The 15,042-nt window shown below is 74.8% G+C and carries 13 protein-coding genes; 5 read left to right on the top strand and 8 right to left on the bottom strand.

What is annotated here, in order from left to right; translation table 11 throughout:
* Positions 1–304: 304 nt before the first annotated feature.
* Both FN207_RS25850 and FN207_RS25845 read left to right on the top strand, forming a co-directional pair.
* Positions 305–562 (top strand): SHOCT domain-containing protein, encoded by a 258-nt coding sequence (locus tag FN207_RS25850; RefSeq protein ID WP_142461327.1) that lies wholly within the window; start codon positions 305–307, stop codon positions 560–562.
* Between the two features lie 52 nt (positions 563–614).
* Positions 615–3,005, top strand: a complete 2,391-nt coding sequence (locus FN207_RS25845; protein WP_221888414.1) for a heavy metal translocating P-type ATPase — start codon at positions 615–617, stop codon at positions 3,003–3,005.
* Between the two features lie 6 nt (positions 3,006–3,011).
* Here the strand turns inward: FN207_RS25845 and FN207_RS25840 are convergent, their stop codons facing one another.
* The 5 genes from FN207_RS25840 to FN207_RS26790 all read right to left on the bottom strand — a co-directional run bounded on the left by FN207_RS25840 (position 3,012) and on the right by FN207_RS26790 (position 8,045).
* Entirely contained in the window at positions 3,012–5,435 is a 2,424-nt protein-coding gene (locus FN207_RS25840) for a glycoside hydrolase family 65 protein (protein WP_142461325.1), read from the bottom strand.
* Positions 5,432–5,797, bottom strand: coding sequence for a DUF5655 domain-containing protein (locus FN207_RS25835; protein ID WP_281282175.1), 366 nt, complete (start codon positions 5,795–5,797; stop codon positions 5,432–5,434). The genes FN207_RS25840 and FN207_RS25835 overlap by 4 nt, the downstream gene beginning before the upstream one ends.
* A 193-nt stretch (positions 5,798–5,990) precedes the next feature.
* Positions 5,991–7,526 carry a WS/DGAT/MGAT family O-acyltransferase gene (locus FN207_RS25830; protein ID WP_142461324.1) on the bottom strand — a complete coding sequence of 512 codons (1,536 nt, stop codon included), beginning with the start codon at positions 7,524–7,526 and terminating at the stop codon, positions 5,991–5,993.
* Positions 7,526–7,768, bottom strand: a complete 243-nt coding sequence (locus tag FN207_RS25825; protein WP_142461323.1) for an AMP-binding protein — start codon at positions 7,766–7,768, stop codon at positions 7,526–7,528. The genes FN207_RS25830 and FN207_RS25825 overlap by 1 nt, the downstream gene beginning before the upstream one ends.
* Positions 7,769–7,775: 7 nt before the next feature.
* Positions 7,776–8,045: a DUF1876 domain-containing protein gene (locus tag FN207_RS26790; RefSeq protein ID WP_142461322.1), complete on the bottom strand. Its 270-nt coding sequence runs from the start codon at positions 8,043–8,045 to the stop codon at positions 7,776–7,778.
* 193 nt (positions 8,046–8,238) lie between these two features.
* Here FN207_RS26790 and FN207_RS25815 point away from each other — a divergent pair, with 193 nt between their 5' ends.
* On the top strand, positions 8,239–9,765 hold the full coding sequence (locus tag FN207_RS25815) for a carboxylesterase/lipase family protein (RefSeq protein WP_142461321.1): 1,527 nt from the start codon (positions 8,239–8,241) through the stop codon (positions 9,763–9,765).
* Here FN207_RS25815 and FN207_RS25810 read toward each other — a convergent pair.
* Positions 9,726–12,377 (bottom strand): cation-translocating P-type ATPase, encoded by a 2,652-nt coding sequence (locus tag FN207_RS25810; RefSeq protein ID WP_142461320.1) that lies wholly within the window; start codon positions 12,375–12,377, stop codon positions 9,726–9,728. The genes FN207_RS25815 and FN207_RS25810 overlap by 40 nt on opposite strands.
* Positions 12,377–12,679: a 2TM domain-containing protein gene (locus tag FN207_RS25805; RefSeq protein WP_142461319.1), complete on the bottom strand. Its 303-nt coding sequence runs from the start codon at positions 12,677–12,679 to the stop codon at positions 12,377–12,379. The genes FN207_RS25810 and FN207_RS25805 overlap by 1 nt, the downstream gene beginning before the upstream one ends.
* Before the next feature lie 149 nt (positions 12,680–12,828).
* Here FN207_RS25805 and FN207_RS25800 point away from each other — a divergent pair, with 149 nt between their 5' ends.
* Positions 12,829–13,257, top strand: a complete 429-nt coding sequence (locus tag FN207_RS25800) for a hypothetical protein (protein WP_142461318.1) — start codon at positions 12,829–12,831, stop codon at positions 13,255–13,257.
* A 39-nt stretch (positions 13,258–13,296) separates the two neighbouring features.
* Here the strand turns inward: FN207_RS25800 and FN207_RS25795 are convergent, their stop codons facing one another.
* The gene (locus FN207_RS25795; RefSeq protein ID WP_142461317.1) at positions 13,297–13,602 is read right to left on the bottom strand and encodes a hypothetical protein; all 306 of its coding nucleotides are present in this window, start codon (positions 13,600–13,602) and stop codon (positions 13,297–13,299) included.
* Positions 13,603–13,847: 245 nt separating this feature from the next.
* On the opposite strand from FN207_RS25795, the gene FN207_RS25790 reads away from it, so the two are divergent.
* Positions 13,848–15,038, top strand: a complete 1,191-nt coding sequence (locus tag FN207_RS25790; protein ID WP_185938589.1) for an acetate/propionate family kinase — start codon at positions 13,848–13,850, stop codon at positions 15,036–15,038.
* The last annotated feature ends 4 nt before the right edge of the window (positions 15,039–15,042 follow it).

Raw genomic sequence — 15,042 nt, 5'->3', positions numbered from 1 at the left:
ACCCACGACGACCACGTCGCGCGTCATCACGTCCCTGGTCTGCACGGCTCCTCCTCCGCTCGGTGTGCCCACGACGCTAGGGAGACGGCGCACCGGCGCCCAGGGTCGGGCGCCGTCCCCCACGGGGACGGAGGTCCCGGGCTTCGGCGACTGCCGGTGGCCGGGGTCGGCAGGGCGGAGCCGTAGGTCCCCGGCCGAGGTGACCTTCGCTCGCTGCCGGCCGCGGCCGCCGCGACGCAGGCTCGGGACATGGCGTCGGGTCCCCAAGCGGCCGAGGCGCCCGGGCGGAGGAGCGGAGACCGGGATGATGGGCTGGTACGTCGGTGATCACATGAGTGGCTGGGGCTGGGTCGCCATGACGGTCAGCAGCCTGCTGTTCATCGCTTTCCTGGTACTCGGTGGCATGCTGCTGATCCGCTACGCCCGCCAGCAGGAGCAGCCCGCCGCTCAGCGCTCGCCGGAGCAGATCCTGGCCGAGCGGTACACGCGCGGGGAGCTGACCGAGGAGCAGTACCGCCAGCAGTTGGCCACGTTGCGCGACACCGGGACGTTGGCGCGCTGACACGGCCGGACACGGCGCCGGGGGACGACGCCGCAGCGGCATGCCTCTGCGCGTGAGCGAGGGATCAGCGGTGAAGACCGAGGAGAAGCAGACGGTCGTCCTCGAGGTCGCCGGCGTCCACTGGGCGTCGGAGAAGGCGACGGTCGAGCGCGTGCTCGGCCGGCGCCCCGGCGTCCTGGGGGTCGAGTCCAACCCGGTGGGCCAGACGGCCACGGTCACCTACGACCCCACGCGCTCCTCGGTGGCCGACCTCACCGCGTGGATCCGCGACTGCGGCTACCACTGCGCCGGGCAGTCGGTTCCTCGGCACGTGTGCGACCCCGCCGCGGAGCCCCGCGCGCGTGACGACCACGGCGGACACGACGGGATGACGCCGCAGGACGCGATGGGGCACGGCGGCCACCACGCCGGCATGTCGATGGACGGCATGGCCAGGGACATGCGCAACCGATTCCTGGTCGCCGCGGTCCTGTCGGTCCCGATCCTGCTGTGGTCGCCGATCGGCCGGGAGGTGCTCGGCTTCTCCGTGCCGGCGCCGTTCGGGCTGCGCGACGACGTCTTCTCGCTGGTCCTGTCGCTGCCGGTGGTCTTCTGGTCGGCCTGGATCTTCTTCGACGGCGCCTGGCGGGCGCTGCGGGCCCGGACGCTGGACATGATGGTGCTGGTCGCCGTCGCGGTCGGCGCGGGCTGGGGATACAGCCTGGTCATCACGCTGACCGGCGGCGGGGAGGTCTTCTACGAGGCCGCCACCGTGCTCACCGCGTTCGTCCTGCTCGGGCACTGGTTCGAGATGCGCGCCCGCGGCGGCGCCAACGACGCCATCCGCACCCTGCTGGAGCTCGCGCCGCCGCGCGCGGTGGTGCTGCGCGACGGGCAGCCGGTGGAGGTCCCCACCGCCGACGTCGTCGTCGGGGACCTGCTGCTGGTCCGCCCCGGCGCGAAGATCCCCGTCGACGGGACGGTCGAGGACGGCGAGTCCGAGGTCGACGAGTCGATGGTCACCGGGGAGAGCCTGCCGGTGCACAAGGCGCCCGGCGCGGAGGTCATCGGCGCCTCGGTGAACACCACCGGCACGCTGCGGGCGCGGGCCACCAAGGTCGGCGCCGACACCGCCCTGGCGCAGATCGTGGCGCTGGTGCAGGAGGCGCAGAACTCGAAGGCCCCCGGGCAGCGGCTCGCGGACAAGGCCGCGTTCTGGCTGGTGCTCGTCGCGTTGATCGGTGGCGGTCTCACCCTCGCCGTCTGGCTGCTGGCCGGGGCGTCGTTCGCCACGGCCATGCTGTTCGCGATCACCGTCGTGGTGATCACCTGCCCGGACGCGCTCGGCCTGGCCACCCCGACGGCGATCATGGTCGGCACCGGGCTGGGCGCGCGGCGGGGCGTGCTGTTCAAGAACGCCACCGCGTTGGAGACCTCCGCCCGCATCGACACCGTGGTGATGGACAAGACCGGCACGCTGACGAAGGGCGAGCCGGAGGTCACCGACGTCGTCGTCGACGGGATGGCCGCCGACGAGGTCCTGGCGCTGGCCGCCGCGGTGGAGCGGGAGTCGGAGCACCCGCTGGCCGCCGCCGTCGCCCGGCACGCCGGCACCCTCGGCGTTGCGGCGTTGACCGCCGCGGGATTCCGCAACGTCCCCGGGCACGGGGCATCCGCCCAGGTCGCCGGGCGCCGGGTGCTGGTCGGCAACGCCAGGCTGATGACGGACGAGGGGATCGACCTCGGGACGCTCGGCGCCCGCCGGGACGAGCTGGCCGGCAGCGGCCGCACCGCGGTCCTGGTCGCCGTCGACGGTCGCGCCGCCGGGGTGATCGCGCTGGCCGATGCCCCGCGGGAGACCTCGGCCGCCGCGGTCGCCGCGCTGCACGAGGCCGGTGTCGAGGTGGTCATGCTCAGCGGGGACAACGAGGCCACCGCCCGGCGCATCGCCGGCCGGCTGGGCACTGACACCGTCATCGCCGAGGTGCTGCCCGGCGACAAGGCCGCGAAGATCACCGAACTGCAGCGGGCCGGCAAGCGGGTCGCGATGGTCGGCGACGGGGTGAACGACGCCCCGGCCCTGGCGCAGGCCGACCTCGGCATCGCGATCGGTGCCGGCACCGACGTCGCCATCGAGACCGCCGACGTGGTCCTGATGCGCTCCGACCCGCTCGACGTCCCCACCGCGCTGACCATCGGCCGGGGGACGCTGCGCAAGATGCGGCAGAACCTCGGCTGGGCGATCGGCTACAACGCCATCGCGCTGCCCATCGCGGCCGGGGTGTTCGAGCCGGCGCTCGGGCTGGTGCTGCGGCCGGAGATCGCCGCCCTGTCGATGTCGGGCTCGTCGTTCCTGGTGGCGGTCAACGCCCTGCTGCTCAAGCGGCTCCGGCTCCCCGCCGCCCCGGCGGCACCCGCGGCCGAGACGGCCACGGCGCCCGAGCCGGAGCCGGTGTCCCGCTGATCCCGGTCACCGGTCCCGGCTGTTCCGCTTCCGGGACAGTGGCACCCGCAGGGAGCTCCGCGGGTCGAGCTGGTAGGTGACATCGCGGACGCGCAGCGGCAGCACGGCCGCCTGTCCGGGGTTGCCCCCGACGACCACCTCGTGGTGGGTGATCGCGACCTCGACCTCCGGGTGGTCCCGGTAGCGGAGCCGGAACCGCATGCTCGCGAGCGCATCCGGGAGGTACGGGTCCAGGCCCAGCGCGTCCCCCCGCGTCTCCAGGCCGGTGAACGCCCGCTGCAGCAGGTCCACCGTGCCGGCCATCGCACCCAGGTGGATCCCCTCGCCGGTCGTGCCGCCCTGCGTGTCGGCGATGTCGCTCTCCAGCGCCTCGAGCCAGTAGTCCCAGGCCCTGCGCCGGTTGCCGCGGGCCAGCACCCAGGCGTGCACCACCTTCGACAGCGTCGAGCCGTGGCAGGTGCGGTCGACGTAGTAGCGGATGGTCCGGGGGATGGTCTGCCGGTCGTGCGGGTAGCCGAGCCGGTCGAGGACCGCGTAGAACTCGTCGGCCGTCAGCAGCTGGAACACCATGACCGCGTCGGCCTGCTTGGAGAGCTTGTAGCCGTTGGTCGAGTCACCCTGCGCCTCGAGGATCCGGTCGAGCCGGCTGATGTCGCCGTAGCGCCGGCGGTAGCCGTCCCAGTCGAACTCCTCCAGCCGGTCGTAGCCGCGGAACTGGCTGAGCACCCCGTCGTCGTGCCAGCACAGCCGCAACTTCCGGGAGACGTGCTCCCACCGCTCGAGGTCCGGACGGCCCAGGCCGAGCTGGTCGAGCAGCTCGGCCTGCCGCCGTGGGCCGAGCAGGTCGAGGCAGTCCTGCGCGCGGGCCAGCGTCCAGGCGGTCATCACGTTCGTGTAGGCGTTGTCGTCGAGGCCCGGCCGGTCCCGCCAGGGCAGGGCGTCGTGGTACTCGTCGGGTCCCATGACGCCGCAGATGTCGTAGCGGTCGTCGCTGCGGTCGTAGGTGGCGAGATCGGCGAAGAAGGCCGCGACCTCCAGGAGCATCTCGGCACCGTGGACGTCGAGGAAGGCGATGTCGCCGGTCGCCTCGTAGTAGCGCCAGGTGTTGAAGGCGACGGCCAGGCCGATGTGTCGCTGCAGTGCCGAGTTGTCGGGCAGCCAGTGCCCCGAGCGCGGGTTGAGGTGCAGCAGCTGAGACTCCTCGCGGCCGGTGGACCCGCTCTGCCAGGGGAACATCGCACCGCGTCGGCCGGCCGCTCGTGCGGCGGCCCGGGCCTGCGGCAGCCGGCGCCAGCGGTAGAGCAGCATCGCCCGGGCCACCTCGGGCAGCCGCAGGCTCAGGAAGGGCAGCACGAACAACTCGTCCCAGAAGACGTGCCCGCGGTAGGCCTCGCCGTGCAGCCCCCGCGCGGGGATGCCGACGTCGAGGTCGATGCTGTGGGGAGAAACCGTCTGCAGCAGGTGGAACACATGTAGGCGCAGGATCAGCGACGGGCGCACCCGGCCGTCGATCTCGACGTCGCACCGGTCCCACAGGCGCCGCCAGGCGAACTCGTGGCGGGCCAGCGCACCGTCGAACCAGGGAGCGCGGACGAGCTCGTCGCCTGCGGCGGCCCCCGGCTCGTCGATCGCCCGGTCGCGTGAGGTGCACAGCGCGACGACCTTCTCGACGGTCACCGCCCGGTCGGGGACGACGTCGAGAGCGACCTCCGTGCCGGCGTAGGTGTCGCCCTCCACCAGCGGAACGACCGGGACGTCGCACGGCCGGCCGTCGACGAGCACCCGGTGCCGCGCGGCCAGTCCGATCCGGATGCGGGACGTGCACGTCTCAGCAGTCACCTGCACCACGCCGTCGTCGCCGACAGCGGCCTCGCCGGGCCGCAGGTGCCGGCCGCTCAGGTGCCGGTAGCGCGCCACCCCGGTGTTCTCCACCCGGCCGTCGAGGCCGGACCGGACGACGATCCGCCCCTCCCAGTTCTCCGCCACGACCGTGGTGTCGAGCGCGGCCAGGAACGGGTCGGCCATCGACACCAGTCGGCGCTGGGCGATCCGCGTGGTCCGCCCCTGCGCGTCGGTGACCCGGTACCGGCGGGTGAGCACGCCGCGCCGCAGGTCCAGCTCCTGCACGTACGCGGAGACCGTCCCGGTCTCCGGGCCGAGGTCCGGGCCCTCGGCGATCCGCAGGGTCAGCGACTGCCAGTCGGGCAGGTTGACCATGCTCTCGTTCTCCACGCGCCGCCCGTCGACCTCATCGGTCAGCCGGTTGAACACCCCCGCCGCGTACGTGCCGGGGTAGTGGCAGCCGCCGGCACGCGACTCCGGAGCCGCGCCGCGGGTGGCGAACCGGCCGTTGCCGAGGGTGCACAGCGCCTCGCGGAGCGGTTCCTGCGCCGGGTCCAGGCCCTCGTAGCGCAGCAGCCAGCCGGTCACCGGGGGACCTCCGCGACGCCGGCGCGCTCGGCCGCCTCGCGCAGCCACGCGGCGACCTCGTCGTCGATCTCGGCGGGGTCGTGCACTTCCAGGTGGTGCACCCAGTGGCGGGGAGAGGGGTGGACGACCTGCTTCCACCGGGGTGAGGGGTCCCGCCGCCCCAACCCGACCGACAGCGCGAGCTCCGTCGCCGGCCGCCGCAGGTACCGGTCGGGCCGCCACAGCCAGGCGAACCCACGCCGTCCACGGAACGACACCTGGCTGCCTGACACCCGCACCTCGCAGGCGGGGAGCAGAGCGCGTACCCGGTCGTACGCGCCCGCGCCCAAGGACGACCCGGCGAAGAACTCCTCCGGTGTCACGGTGCCTGCCCGCTGCCGGGTCGGGCGGACGTCGTCACGGGCGACTCCCCGCTGTGGTGCGGACCTGCGGTCTGCGTCGAGTCCTCGGGGTCGCCTGACCGCCTGACATGGGAGCGGCCGGAGGACCGGCCGCCACCAGGACCTGCAGTCCCCTTGGAACTGACCGTATCGGCCAGTTCCATGCCCAGGGCCGTCACGAGCGCGCCCGCGTGGGGGACGACGGCCGGGTCTGTGCCGAGACCGGAGGTGACGCTCCCTGCGCAGCTGGAGACGCGTCCGATGAGCGCCTGTCGGCCCCTGGTGCGAGCCGGGCGGCGGTCCCGGGCTCCGGTGCGGCGTCCGCGGCGAGGTCGGCCGCGGCGGCGAGTTCATCGAGGCTGTCCTCGATGCCGCGCGCCAGGGTCCACACGTCGGCCGCGGTGTCGTAGTCGCCGGTGATGCCGAAGGTCAGCCGGCCGGCGTAGGTGAACATCGACACCCCGACGCGCAGCCGTGAGGCGATCGGCACGTACGGGACGATCTCGACGCACCGGCGGCCGAGGGCGTAGAGCGGCGCCCGGGGGCCCGGCACATTGGTGGTCACCGTGGTGATGCTGCGCTGGGGGAGGCGCCAGGTCAGCCGCATGCCCGACGCCACGGGCGCGAAGGGCTCGGCGCCGGCCAGGCGCACGAGGACGGCGCCGGCTTCGGCCTCGTGCTCGGCCTTGAGGCGGCCGAACAGCTCCCGCACCGCGGCCAGGCGCTCGAGCGGATCGGCGACGTCGACCGGCAGGTCGGCCAGCATCGAGGAGACCCGGTTGTCCCGGATGCTCTCCTCGCCGGGCGCCCGCACACTGACCGGCACCAGGGACCGGATGACGTGCGGGGCCGGGCGCTCGCCGCGGCTGATCAGCAGCTGCCGGAAGCCGGCGGTGACCGCGGTCATCACCACGTCGTTGAACGTCCCGCCGAAGGTGTCGCGGATCGCCGAGACGTCCTCGACGCGGCCGCGGGCGAAGGCGTACCGCCGCTGCGCGGACAGCGGCCCGGTCAGCGAGGAGGCGCGGGTGGGCAGCAGGGCGGTGGCGAGCGCCGCGGTGCCGCGGGCGGTGGTCAGCAGGAGCCGCCCGAGCGCGCGGGGGGAGCGCGCCGTGCCGGCGAGCGCCCGCGTCGTCCGCCAGGGCAGCGTGGCCAGGTCCCGCGCCGCCAGCGCGGTGAGCTCCGCCGTCGACGGCTCCGGTCGCGGGTGCCAGTCGTCGGGGACGGCGGGGCCGGGCTCGGGACCGGGGTCGAGGACGACGCGGTAGAGGTCGGTGCCGGAGACGCCGTCGGCCATGCAGTGGTGGACCTTGCTGATCAGCGCCCATCGGTCCTCGGCCAGCCCCTCGACCAGCCAGTACTCCCACAGCGGCCGGTTCCGGTCGAGGCGCTGCGACATGACCCGGCCCATGAGCGCGGCCAGCTCGCGGTCCCCGCCGGGCGCCGGCAATGCGGTCCGGCGCAGGTGGTAGGCCAGGTCGAAGTCCGGAGCGTCCACCCACACCGGCGGGCCGAGGTCGAACGGCACCTGGCGGACCTCCTGCCGGTACCGGGGGATCAGCGCCAGCCGCCCGGCCAGCGCGGTCTCGAACTCGCCGGCCGACGGGACCGGCCCCTCGAAGACCGCGATCGACGAGATCGCCAGCGACGTGCCCGGCTGCTCGTCCTCGATCTGGAGGAACGCGGCGTCGAGCGGACCCATCCGGTCCATCAGCTCACCAGCTCCCGCTCGACGATCATGCGGACCCTGGAGTCCTGCGGGAGGTGGCCGACCGCCCCGACCTCGAACAGCACGTCCATCGGTACGACGACGCAGCCGGCCTCGAGGATGCCGACGTCGGCGATGAGGATCTGCGGGATGTCGGGCTGCTGCAGCCCGAGCGCGTCGCCGGGCAGGAGCCCGGGCGCCGAGAGGCCGACCGCGAACCGATCGGAGGCCGCGTCGAGACTCATGAGCTCGTCACAACGGTAGGCGGGCGTGCTCGCCGGTGACCTGCTCGACGTCCTCGGTGGCGGTCCGCAGCAGCCGGTGGGCCAGGTCGGACAGCGCACGGGCGGCGGCGATCTCGTCGCCGATCTCGGGGACGTCCCGGTCCTCCGGGCTCAGCCGGGCGAACCCGACCCCGGTCACCGTCGAGGTGTCGCGGGTCTGCAGGTGAGCGACGGCCCGTGTCCGGCCGTCGTGCTCACCGATGTCGATGCGCACGGTCCACGTCTTCTCCGCGTCCACGTCGGGCCTCCTCGTCGCAGGGATGGGCGGTACCGACGGTGCTGGTCTCCTGCGGCGGTCGACGCGGCCAGAAGACCGGACCGCGCGGGACCTCCGGCCCGGGGTCGCACGGCCTGGCGCGGGGGAGCCCTGCGCCCCTGGGCGGCCGCGGTGGCCCCGGCGACGATGCCGACCTGAGCCGCAGGAGGTCGTCATGGAAGCGATCGTCGAGACCCGCCACGGACGCGTGCACGGCACCGCCGTCGGCGGGGTGTGCTCCTTCTTGGGCATCCCCTACGCGGCGCCGCCCGTGGGAGCGCTCCGGCTGCGACCACCGCGACCGGCCCCGAGGTGGTCCGGGGTCCGCGACGCCACCGTCCTCGGGCCCGAGCCACCTCAGCCGCGCTTCCCCCGCGACGACCCGATGGGACTGCTGTTCGACCCGGCCGAGATGGGTGATGACTGCCTGAACCTCAACGTCTGGACGCCCGACCCTGGCGCGGCGGGGCTGCCGGTCATGGTGTGGAGCCCCGGCGGGGCGTTCCACTTCAGCTCCGGTGGCAGCTACGACGGCAGCCGGTTCGCCCGTGACGGCGTCGTCTGCGTGACGATCAACTGGCGCACCGGTGCCGACGGCTTCCTGTACTTCGGGGAGGGGGACGACGGGGCGGACCTGGGCCTGCTCGACCACGTCGCCGCGCTCGAGTGGGTGCAGGAGGAGATCGCCGCCTTCGGCGGGGACCCGGCACGCGTCACCGTCTTCGGCGAGTCCGCCGGCGCCATGTGCATCGGGGACCTGCTGTCGATGCCGCGAGCGGAGGGCCTGTTCCGTCGGGCGGTCCTGCAGAGCGGCGCGGCGCACCAGGTCGTCCCGGCGGCGGAGGCGGCGCGGATCGGCGCCCGGCTGGCCGAGGTGCTGGGTGTCCCGGCCACCCGCGAGGCGGTGGCCCGGGTCCCGGTGGAGCGGCTGCTCGAGGCCCAGGCCCAGATCGACGCCGAAGTCCTGTCGTCCCCGGACCCGGCACGCTGGGGCACGGAGGTCGTGGCCAGCACGATGCCGTTCCACCCGGTGGTCGACGGGGACGTCCTCCCGGCGCCACCGATCGACCGGATCACCGCCGGGGCCGGCGGCGACGTGGACGTCCTCGTGGGCACGAACGCCGACGACTGGCGGTTCGGCCCGGTCCTGGGCGGCTTCGTCGACCAGGTCACCGAGGACGCCCTCGCCGGGCCGGTGGAGGTCTACGGATCGTGGTCCACCGCCGCCTTCGGACTGACCGCGGAGACGGCCCTGCGGCACTACCGGGCCGTCGACCCCGCCCGCAGCCCGGGCGACGTGCTGGCGGCGGTGATGACCGACTGGTGGGTGCGGGTCCCGGCCCTGCGGCTGGCCGACGCGCACACCTCCGGGTCAGGAGCCACCTACGCATACGAGTTCGCCTGGCCCTCGCCGATCCTCGGCGGCCGGCTGGGCGCCTGCCACGCCCTGGAGATCCCCTTCGTCTTCGACACCCTGGACCTGCGGACCCGGCAGATGATGGGCGGGGCGCTCGGCGAGGACCCTCCGCAGGAGCTCGCCGAGACGATGCACCGCGCGTGGATCCGGTTCGCCACCGACGGCTACCCGGGCTGGCCGCGCTACGACCTCGACCGGAGATCCGTGATGCGCTTCGACCTGGCGCCCAGCGTCGTCGAGGACCCCTACGCCGCCGAGTGCGCCCTCTGGGAGGGCGTGCGCTGATCCGCCGGGCCCGGAGCCGGTGGCTCGGCACCGGCTCCGCGCCGGCGGCCAACGGTCCGCAGGCCCTTGTGCGCCGCGTCGGCCAGCAGCACGGCGGGCACGGCCAGCAGCGCGACGCCCAGGCCCAGCACCGGCGGCAGGGCCTGACCCAGCAGGCCGGCGACCGGCGGGACGGCGAGCACGACGGCCAGCAGCACGAGTTCGACGCCGACCGCCCACACGAGCAGCGCGTTGCTCCGCGGGTCCAGCCGCCAGAACGGCCGCGTGGAGCTGCGGCAGGCCCACGCGTTGGCTGCCTGCCCCAGGACGACGGCGGCGAAGGCCGCGCCACTGGCCGAGGCGAGCACGCCGCCCGGGACGTCCGCGCCGAAGGACCAGCCCGCGCTGGTCAGGACCGCGAGGAAGGCGAGCATCGACACCGCCGCCTCCACCGGGCCGAGCACGCCGAGGGCCCGCCGCAGGACAGCTCCGTCGACCAGTCGCCGGCGCGGGGGCGGGCCGTCGAGCACGCGCGCCGAGGCCGGCTCGGCGCCCAGCGCCAGGGCCGGTCCCTGGTCGGTGACGATGTCGAGGCAGAGGATCTGCAGTACGCCGAGGGCCAGCGGGATCCCGCCGCCGGTGACGCTGAAGACGACGAACGGCGTCAGCTCGGCGACGTTGTCGCTCAGGTGGTAGGTCAGGAAGCGTCGGATGTTGGCGAAGGTCGCCCGGCCCTGGCGGACCGCGGCGACGATCGTGGCGAAGTGGTCGTCGAGCAGGACCAGGTCGGCGGCCTGCCGGGCGACGTCCGTGCCGCTGGCTCCCATGGCCACGCCGATGTCGGCCGCGCGCAGCGCCGGCCCGTCGTTCACGCCGTCGCCGGTCATCGCGACGACGTGGCCGCGCGCCTGCAGTGCCTGGGCGATGCGCAGCTTGTCCTCGGGCGCGACACGGCAGACGACCGTGCCGTCGCGGTCGAGCTGCTCACCGAGCTCGGAGGGGTCGGCCGGGAGGTCCTTCCCCTCGACGACGAGGCTGCCCGGTTGCCACAGGCCGATCTCCCTCGCGATCGCCGCGGCGGTGGGGCCCGAGTCACCGGTGATCATGGCCACGGCGATCCCGGCCCGGCGGCACTCGGCCAGCGCCTCGGCCACGTCGGGGCGCGGCGGGTCCTCGATGCCGACCAGGCCGAGCAGTTCGAGGTCGCGCTCGGCGGTGTCGGCGTCCGCGTCCACCGGCAGGTCGACGGTGCGGCGTGCGACGGCGAGCACCCGCAGGCCGCGGACGGCGAAGGCGTGCGCCGCGGCTGTGGCATCCGCGGCGGCATCCCCGGCGTTCCGGCAGCGGGGGAGCACGCTGTCCGGCGCGCCCTTGACCGACAGCTCGCCGGCCGTCCAGACCGACATCCGTCGGCGGCGGGGGTCGAAGGAGAACCGTCGGCCGCCTCCCGGCACACCGGTCGTCGCGGCGCCCCCGCCGAGCCGCCGGGCCAGGACGTCCAGCGCCGCCTCCATCGGGTCGCCGACGGCGGTCCAGCTCCCGCCGTCCTCCCGGACGTGCCCACTGGAGCACCGCACCGCCGTCGTCGCCAGGACGCGGGCGGCGTCGGCCGCGCCGGGCGCGCCGTCAAGGTCGGCCGTCGGCTCGTAGCCGGTCCCGCGGACGGTCACCGACCCCTGCGGCGTCCACACCGCGACGACGGACATCCGGTTCTGGGTGAGGGTGCCGGTCTTGTCGGTGCAGATGAACGTGGTGGAGCCGAGCGTCTCCACCGACTCCAGCCGCCGGACCAGGGCCCTGCGGCGGGCGAGCATCCGCGCGCTGCGGGCGAGCGACAGGGTCACGGTGGGCAGCAGCCCCTCGGGGACCAGGGCCACGGTCACGCCGACCGCGAAGAGGAACCCCTCGCCGAGCGGCAACCCGATGAGGAACCCCGCGCCGAAGCAGACCGCTCCCAGGCCCAGCGCGGCCACGGTCACCAGCCGGACCACCCGGTTGAGCTCCTTCGTCAGGGACGTCTTCGCCCGCTCGACGGTGCGCGTCATCGTGGCGATGGAGGCCAGCCGGGTGTCCCCGGCGATGGCGACGACCTCGGCCGACGCCTCGCCCTCGACGATGAAGCAGCCGGCGTACGTCGGATCCCCGGCGTCCTTGTCGACCGGCACGCTCTCACCGGTCAGCGTGGCCTCGTCCACCCGCAGCCCGTGCACGTCCACCAGTCGCAGGTCCGCGGCGATCCGGTCCCCGGCCTCCTGCAGCACCAGGTCGCCGACGACCAGGTCGACGGCGTCGACCTCCTGCCGGCGGCCGTCCCGGACCACGGTGACGCGGTGCGGCACCAGGTCGCGCAGCGCCTCGGCCGCCTTGTCGGCCCGGTACTCCTGCACGAACGCGAAGACGCCGTTGAGGACGACGACCACCACGATGGCGACGGCCAGCTGCGGCATCCCGCCCACGAGCGCGAGGCCGGCGGCGCCCCAGAGCAGCAGGGCGAAGAAGTGCACCAGCTGTCCGACGAGCAGCCGTACCGGCGAGGGCGGTCGCTCCACCGGGAGGCGGTTGCCGCCCTCGGGGCGCCGACGGGCGGCTTCGGCGCCGGACAGACCGCCCGGGGCGGGCGTGGTCGTCGTCATCACGGCTGCGCCGGACGGTCCCGCCGGCTCGGGACGAGGGCTGCGTCGACCGGACGACCCCGCGGGCCGGATGCCCACCATGCGTGGATCGCCAGGCCGATGCCCCAGCCCACCGTCGGGACCAGGGGCCAGGGGAACCAGGCGCCGGTCGCCGGCGCGACGACCAGCCAGCTGATCCACAGGGTCGCGTTGACGGCCAGGTACGCCACCAGGTGGTCGGAGAAGGCACGCCTCCGGTGCGGCTGCCGGGCTCCTGTCGTGTGCGAGTCCCAGGGGACGAGCAGGTCGTCGTCGGTCTGCATGGCGACCTCCGGGCCGTCGGGACGCCGTCGAACGGCAGGCGGCCTCAGCGTCGCGGCGCGGGAGGCAGGCCGACGCCGTCCGGACGTCCCGGATCGGCGGCGACCTTCGGCCCTGAGTCGGTGGCGCCGGCGTCTCCACCATGGGAGGCATGACCGAGGTACGGACCCGACCGCCGTCCACGGCCGGGCGTCGAGGCAACGCCGTCGCCGCTGTGCTGGCCAACGGGATCCTGCTGCTGTTGGTGCACGTCTGGCCGGGATGGGAGGTCGTCCCGTTCCTCACCGACGAGACGACCCAGGTGCTGCCCTTCGTCGACGTCGCGCTCCTCGCCGGCATCGCGGTCGCCCTCCTGCAGATGGCGCGTCCCGGGGGCGTGTCCGTCCCGGTGGGGACGACCCTCACCACGGCCTTCGGCCTGGCCGCCACGGTGCGCCTGCTGCAGGTCTTCCCGTTCGACCTGAGCTCCGGCTGGGAGGTCGTCGTGCGCGTCCTCCTGTGGCTGGGCATCGCCGGCGGCGTCGTCGGGATCCTCGTCTCGCTCCCCGGGCTGCTCCGCCTCGGCAGGGCGCAGCGGTAAGCAGGGAGCGGGGCGCGCCTGCGCCGACGGTGTGCCCGGTCAGGGCAGCCGTGCGAGGAGTGTCCGGGCGAACGCCTCGGCCGCCGGGGCGACCGGCTGGTGCGCGGCCGCGGCGCGCAGCCAACTCGCCAGGGGCGCGGCCAGTGCGGGGGAGAGGGCCGCGATCCACGCACCGGTCGCGGCCCGCGCCTCGGCCACGTGCTCGGTGCTCCCGTCAGGGAGGTGCGCGACCACCTCGGGGCGGGTTGCCAGCAGTCCGCTGGTCCGCCAGTCGCCGGGCAGCGTCCGGGCGGCGAGCGCGTCGAGCCGGTCGGCCGCTGTCCGCAGGAGCTGCACGGGGTCCACGGCCGGATGGTGCCCGACACGGGCCGTCACCAGGAGCGGGAGGCACCTCCCGGTCGTCTGGCACCAGGTTGCACGACGGGCGGCGGGACGTCAGCCCCGGCCGGCGCGCGGTGCCCGGCGATGCCGGGCGTGGCCGGCCGGCGGTGCGGCGGCCCGTGGCCGGTGCTGGTGCCGGGGACCTCCCGCGGTGACGCGGGGCCGTTCGGCCCTGCCCGTCCGTGAGCGGCCGACGGGAGCCTCGTCCCGTGCTGGACTCCCGCGCCCCGGCCGATCCGCCGGTCGTGCTCTCCCTCGACGTCGGCTCGTCCTCCCTCAAAGCCGCCGTCCGCGATCCCGACCTGCGCATGCACGCCGAGATCTCCGGGCTCCGCGATGGTCCGGAGGCCGAGCCGGCCCACGTGACCATCAGCGGTACCGGCTCCTTCGTCGAGCACGCCAGGCTGTCCGACGGCTGGACCGGTGCGGTGGCGGAGATCGCCGACGCGATGGCCCGCCGCGGCCTGTACCCCGACGTCATCGCCCACCGGGTGGTCCACGGCACCCCGCTGCTGGCCGAGCCGCGCCGGGCCGACGAACTGCTGGTCGCGCGCCTGCGGGGCGAGGCGCACCTGGACCCGTTGCACCTGCCGCGGCAGCTCGCAGTCCTCGAGGAGGCCCGCGCCCGCTGGCCCGGGGCCGAGATGGTGCTGGTGCCCGATGGCGGCTTCTTCGCGGTCCTGCCGCAGGAGGCGGTCACCCTGCCGCTCCCGGCCGAGGCCCGTGCTACCGGGCTGCGCCGCTGGGGGTTCCACGGCCTCGCCGTGCAGAGCGTGATCGACCTCCTGCCTGGGCTCGGGGGCGCCGTCGTCGTGCACCTGGGCAGCGGCTGCAGCGTCACCGCGGTCCAGGACGGTCGGCCACGGTCGACGACGATGGCGCTGAGCCCGGCCGGCGGCATCCCGTCGCTGACCCGCAGCGGTGACCTCGACCCGGAGGTGGTGCTCCGCCTGGTCGAGCAGGCCGACGGATCGGTGCCCGCCGTCCGGGAGCTGCTGAACCGCCGCTCCGGTGTGGCCGGGCTGGCGGGCGGCCGGACCGACGTACGGGAGCTGCTCGCCGCCGACGACGCGGCCGCCGACCTCGCCCTGCGGGTGTTCGTCCGGTCGGTCGCGATGGCCACCGCGGCCGCGGTGACGACACTCGACACCTGGGACTCGCTGGTCTTCAGCGGGGGCATCGGCCAGCACTCGGGAGAGGTCAGGGAGCTCGTGTGCGCCCGCCTGCTGACCCTGCGCCACGGCGTCCCGGGGGGCTCGGTGCCGAGCGAGCGGCTCGTCGGCGCGGGCGTGCGGGTCCTCGCCGTCCCCATCGACGAGGAGGCGGTCATCGACCGGCTGGCCCGCGGGGTGCTCCCCGCTGTTCCCCGTCCGCGCGGCTTCGCCCTCCCGAAGCGGTGACCGG

Origin of the sequence: Geodermatophilus aquaeductus (genome assembly GCF_900182545.1) — a bacterium.
GTDB classification, from domain to species: domain Bacteria; phylum Actinomycetota; class Actinomycetes; order Mycobacteriales; family Geodermatophilaceae; genus Geodermatophilus; species Geodermatophilus aquaeductus.
Note: the sequence above shows the minus strand (reverse complement) of the source record. Positions and strands in the feature narration are given on the sequence as shown.

Excerpts from the sequence above, each read along its gene's own strand:
- FN207_RS25850 (WP_142461327.1), top strand. The coding sequence starts at position 305 with ATGATGGGCTGGTACGTCGGTGATCACATGAGTGGCTGGGGCTGGGTC.
- FN207_RS25805 (WP_142461319.1), bottom strand. The coding sequence starts at position 12,679 with ATGCAGACCGACGACGACCTGCTCGTCCCCTGGGACTCGCACACGACA.
- FN207_RS25810 (WP_142461320.1), bottom strand. The coding sequence starts at position 12,377 with ATGACGACGACCACGCCCGCCCCGGGCGGTCTGTCCGGCGCCGAAGCC.
- FN207_RS25830 (WP_142461324.1), bottom strand. The coding sequence starts at position 7,526 with ATGGACCGGATGGGTCCGCTCGACGCCGCGTTCCTCCAGATCGAGGAC.
- FN207_RS25815 (WP_142461321.1), top strand. The coding sequence starts at position 8,239 with ATGGAAGCGATCGTCGAGACCCGCCACGGACGCGTGCACGGCACCGCC.
- FN207_RS25825 (WP_142461323.1), bottom strand. The coding sequence starts at position 7,768 with ATGAGTCTCGACGCGGCCTCCGATCGGTTCGCGGTCGGCCTCTCGGCG.
- FN207_RS25800 (WP_142461318.1), top strand. The coding sequence starts at position 12,829 with ATGACCGAGGTACGGACCCGACCGCCGTCCACGGCCGGGCGTCGAGGC.